Source organism: Agromyces humi (assembly GCF_009720255.1).
GTDB lineage: Bacteria > Actinomycetota > Actinomycetes > Actinomycetales > Microbacteriaceae > Agromyces > Agromyces humi.
In genome coordinates this window covers 1-4,292 of sequence record NZ_WJSP02000320.1, presented here as the reverse complement: position 1 = coordinate 4,292, position 4,292 = coordinate 1, and the positions used below count along the sequence as shown (strand labels likewise).

The 4,292-nt window shown below is 72.2% G+C and carries 4 protein-coding genes; 2 read left to right on the top strand and 2 right to left on the bottom strand.

Translation table 11 applies throughout. The annotated features are described in order from the left end of the window. Nucleotides 1–137: 137 nt before the first annotated feature. Nucleotides 138–647 carry a hypothetical protein gene (locus GH736_RS18095; RefSeq protein WP_159605812.1) on the top strand — a complete coding sequence of 170 codons (510 nt, stop codon included), beginning with the start codon at nt 138–140 and terminating at the stop codon, nt 645–647. Then, complete coding sequence (locus GH736_RS18090; RefSeq protein WP_203230839.1) at nt 644–1,945, top strand: type III PLP-dependent enzyme; 1,302 nt, start codon at nt 644–646, stop codon at nt 1,943–1,945. Before GH736_RS18095 ends, GH736_RS18090 begins: the two co-directional genes overlap by 4 nt. Before the next feature lie 107 nt (nt 1,946–2,052). Here GH736_RS18090 and GH736_RS18085 read toward each other — a convergent pair whose 3' ends face one another. Then, nucleotides 2,053–3,861, bottom strand: a complete 1,809-nt coding sequence (locus GH736_RS18085) for an ABC transporter ATP-binding protein (protein ID WP_159605810.1) — start codon at nt 3,859–3,861, stop codon at nt 2,053–2,055. Further along, nucleotides 3,858–4,292 (bottom strand): ATP-binding cassette domain-containing protein (locus GH736_RS18080; RefSeq protein WP_159605809.1); only part of this gene is annotated, 435 nt, incomplete at its 5' end. The genes GH736_RS18080 and GH736_RS18085, both read right to left, overlap by 4 nt.

Here is a 4,292-nt window from a genome sequence, read left to right as displayed (position 1 = left end):
AAGACCATCGTCGGCACGGTCATGTTGCAGGTGATCGGCGAGCCCGAACTCGACGTGGGCCTCGACGACACGCTCGACCGGTGGTATCCCGAGTTCCCCGAGGCGTCGAACATCACGGTGCGGATGCGATGGTCGTCGTGGCATCCGGCCTGACCGGGTCGCTCGTCGTCGCGGCCGTCGCGGGCACCGTCGGCGAGAACGTGGGCTACTACGCGCTCGTCGTCGTGCGGACCGTGCGCGGCCACGCCCGCTCCCGGCGCGTGAGCCGCCTCACCGGCCGAGCCGCCCGTGCCTGGGCGACGACCTGGCTGGCCGCGCGCTCGGTGGCGGCGGAGTTCGGTCCGGCCGAGCTGGTCGACTCGCTGCTCGTGCGCCCGGTGCTGCTCTGGGCGGCCGCCGCGGCCTGGGGCGCGCATCCGCTCGCCTGGTTCGCGGGCAAGCTCGCCGCCGACGCGGTCTTCTACGCGATCGCGATCGTCTCGCTCGAGACGGGCCGCCGCGTCATCCTGCCCGACGAGGGACGCGTCGCCGGGGCAGCCGTCGCCGAGGCAGCCGTCGCCGAGGCATCCACTCTCGAGGCATCCGTCCTCGAGGCATCCGCCACCGGCCTCGGCTCCGAATCACAGCCGGAAGGGGCGCTGAGATGAGCACCACCATGGCGGACCGGTCGCGACGCCTCGCGACGCGCATCGGACGCGCGACGGGGACGACGACCCGCGACGCGGTGGGCCGGCCCGCCTCGCACCGCGAGCTCGTGCGGCGGGAGTTGGCCGCCTACGCCGACCGCATCGACCTCGCGGGGCTCGTGCGGGAGCACGGCAGCCCGCTCTTCGTGCTCGACCCCGACCGCGTGACGACGCAGCTCCTCGCGCTGCGGCGGGAGCTGCCCATGGCCCGCGTGCACTTCGCGACGAAGTCACTGCCGCATCCGGCGGTGATCCGCGCGGTCGACGCGTTCGGCGCGGGCTTCGAGGTCGCGTCCCGCGGCGAGATCGACCTGCTCGAGCGCGCAGGCATCGCGACGGCGCATTGCCTGCACACGCACCCCGTCAAGACCGTCGCCGACCTGACGGGGGCGTACCTCCGCGGCATCCGCACGTTCGTCGTCGACAACCCCGCCGAGGTGGCGAAGTTCCGGGGCCTGCCACCGGATGTCGCGGTGCTCGTGCGCCTGTCGTACCCGAACTCCGCTGCGAAGTCCGACCTGTCGTCGAAGTTCGGGGTGCGCCCCGAGGACGCGGCTCCCCTCGTGGCGCAGTGCCTGCGGGAGGGGTTGCGTGTGGCGGGATTCACGTTCCACGTCGGGAGCCAGACCGCGTCGGCCGCGCCGTGGGCGCACGCCATCCGCCGGACGCTCGCCCTGATGGGGCGGCTCGAAGCCGCGTTCGACGTCCGGTTCGACACGCTCGACCTCGGCGGCGGATTCCCCGTGGCGTACGACGAGCCCGTGCCGTCGCTCGCGGACCTGGCTCGCGGCATCCGCTCGGCACTCGACGGCGTTCCCGACCGATACCGCATCCTCATCGAGCCCGGACGTTTCGTCTCGGCGCCCGCGATGACGCTCGTGACCCGGGTGATCGGCGTCGCCGAGCGCGCCGACGGCCGGTGGGCGTACCTCGACCAGGGGGTCTACGGCGCCTACTCGAACATCCCCGCCGAGGACGTGCACGCGCTCGTGTTCGCGGCCTCGGAGCTCGGGGGCGCGATAGGCGGCGAGCGCGGCGAGCCCGGTGGTGCGAGCCGCGCGGACGATCGCGCGCGCGTCCCCGTCACCCTCGCCGGACCGACGTGCGACAGCGTGGACGTGATCGCCCGGCGACTGCCGCTGCCCGCCCTTGCCGAGGGCGACCTGCTCGTGAGCCCGATGATGGGCGCCTACACGGCCGCGACGGCCACCTCCTTCAACGGCATCACGCCGACGCCTGTCGTGGTCGTCCCGGCCTGACCTCCGGCCCGCGCCGGGAGGCGATTCGCACCGGGGAAGGTGCGATCCCGTCGAATCGCCCTCCCCCGGTGCGAACCGCCTCCGCTCGGGCTGATCGGCTCGGTCCGCTAGACGAGCGAGTCGCGCCAGGCCGCGTGCAGCGCGGCGAACCGCCCCGAGCCGCCGATGAGGTCGGCGGGCGCGCCATCCTCGACGATGCGTCCGTGCTCCATGACGAGCACGCGGTCGGCGATCGCCACGGTGGACAGGCGGTGCGCGATGATCACGGCCGTGCGGTCGGCGAGGAGCGACTGCAGCCCCTCCTGCACGGCGCGCTCGCTCGGGATGTCGAGCGACGACGTCGCCTCGTCGAGGATCAGCACCGCGGGGTTCGCGAGGAACGCCCGGGCGAACGAGATCAGCTGCCGCTGGCCGGCCGAGACCCTGCCGCCGCGCTTGTTCACGTCGGTGTCGTAGCCGTTCGGGAGGCCCTCGATGAACTCGTGGGCGCCGACCGCACGAGCGGCCGCCACGATCTCGTCGAACGTCGCGTCCGGCTTGCCGAGCGCGATGTTGTCGGCGACCGACCCCGAGAACAGGTACGCCTCCTGGGTGACCATGACGATCGCGCGGCGCAGGTCCTTCGGGTGCAGCTGCCGCAGGTCGATCCCGTCGAGCTCGACCACCCCGTCGCTCGGGTCGTAGAACCGGGCGATGAGCTTCGCGAGCGTCGACTTGCCGGCCCCCGTCGACCCGACGAGCGCGATCGTCTGGCCGGCCGCGATGTCGAGGTCGAACCTCGGCAGGATGACCCGGTCGGGCGTGTACGCGAACTCGACGCGCTCGAACCGCACGTGCCCGTCGGCGTTCCAGAGGTCCACCGGGCGCGCGGGGTCGGGCACGCTGGGCTCCTCCTCGAGCACGCCCGAGATCTTCTCGAGCGCGGATGCCGCGGACTGGTAGCCGTTGTAGAACATCGCCATGTCCTCCATCGGGTCGAAGAACCGCTTCGTGTACAGCAGTGCCGCGAGCAGCACGCCGACCTCCATGCCGCCGTCGACCACGCGGAATCCGCCGACGACGAGCACGGCCGCGACGCAGACGTTGCCGATCAGCAGCAGGCCCGGATCGTAGATGCCGAACAGCTGGATGACCTTGGCGTTCACGTCGCGGTAGTCCTCGACGAGGCGGCCGAACTCCTTCTCGTTGCGCTGCTCCTTGCGGAACGCCTGCACGGCGCGGATGCCGGTCATCGACTCCACGAAGTGGACGATCAGCGACGCGCTGGCGACGCGCGAACGCCGGAACAGTCGTTGCGACCGCACCTGGAACCACCGCGTGAGCACGGTGAGCGGCACGAGCGCCGCGAGGAGCACGAGCGCCGAGGTCCAGTCGAGCAGCGCGAGCGCGCCCGCGGTGAACGACATGTAGAGCGCCCCGCGCACGAGCTGGTTGATGCCCTCGTCGAGGAGCTCGCGGATGGCGTCGAGGTCGCTCGTCTGCCGGGAGATGATGCGGCCCGACGTGTAGGACTCGTGGAACTCGAGCGAGAGCTTCTGCGTGTGCAGGAACACCCGCGTGCGCAGGTCGAGCAGCACCGCTTGGCTGATCCTCGCCGACAGCCGGATGTACCACGCGATGAGGAACGCGCCGGCCGCACCGGTGAGCAGGTAGGCCACGCCGGCGAAGCCGACCGGCATCCAGTCGCCCGCCATGAGCGCGGGCAGGCCCTGGTCGATGCCGTACGCGATGAGCGCCGGCCCCGCGACCTGCGCCCCGGTCGAGATGACGACGATCGCCATGGTGACCCAGAGCCGGGCGCGCACCGGGTGCAGCAGCGAGCCGAGCAGCCGCAGCGAGCGCTGGCGGATCTGCTTGGACTCGGCCTTCGTGAAGTCGTGGCGTTCCTCGCCCTCGACGCCCGTGACGGTGCTCATCGGGTCGCCTCCTCTCGTGCGATGGGTTCGGTCTCCCGTGCGATGGGTTCGATGCCGGATGCCTGTGCGGCCTCCCGCTTCTCCTCGTCCTCCAGGCTGGAGATGACGAAGGCGTAGTGCGCGTTCTCGCGGAGCAGCTCGGAGTGCGTGCCGACGGCGGTGACCCGCCCGTCCTCGAGGAGCGCCACCCGGTCGGCGAGCATGACCGTCGACGGGCGGTGCGCCACGATGAGCGCGGTCGTCGACGCGAGCACCTCCCGCAGCTCCGCCTCGACCCGGGCCTCGGTGGCCACGTCGAGGGCAGAGAGCGGGTCGTCGAGCACGAGCACGGCGGGGGATGCCGCGACGGCGCGTGCGAGCGCGAGCCGCTGTCGCTGCCCGCCCGAGAGGCTCATCCCCTCCTCCCCGACCTTCGTGTCGAGGCCGTCCGG

Coding starts and splice junctions, on each gene's coding strand:
- GH736_RS18090 (WP_203230839.1), top strand. CDS start 644: ATGAGCACCACCATGGCGGACCGGTCGCGACGCCTCGCGACGCGCATC.
- GH736_RS18085 (WP_159605810.1), bottom strand. CDS start 3,861: ATGAGCACCGTCACGGGCGTCGAGGGCGAGGAACGCCACGACTTCACG.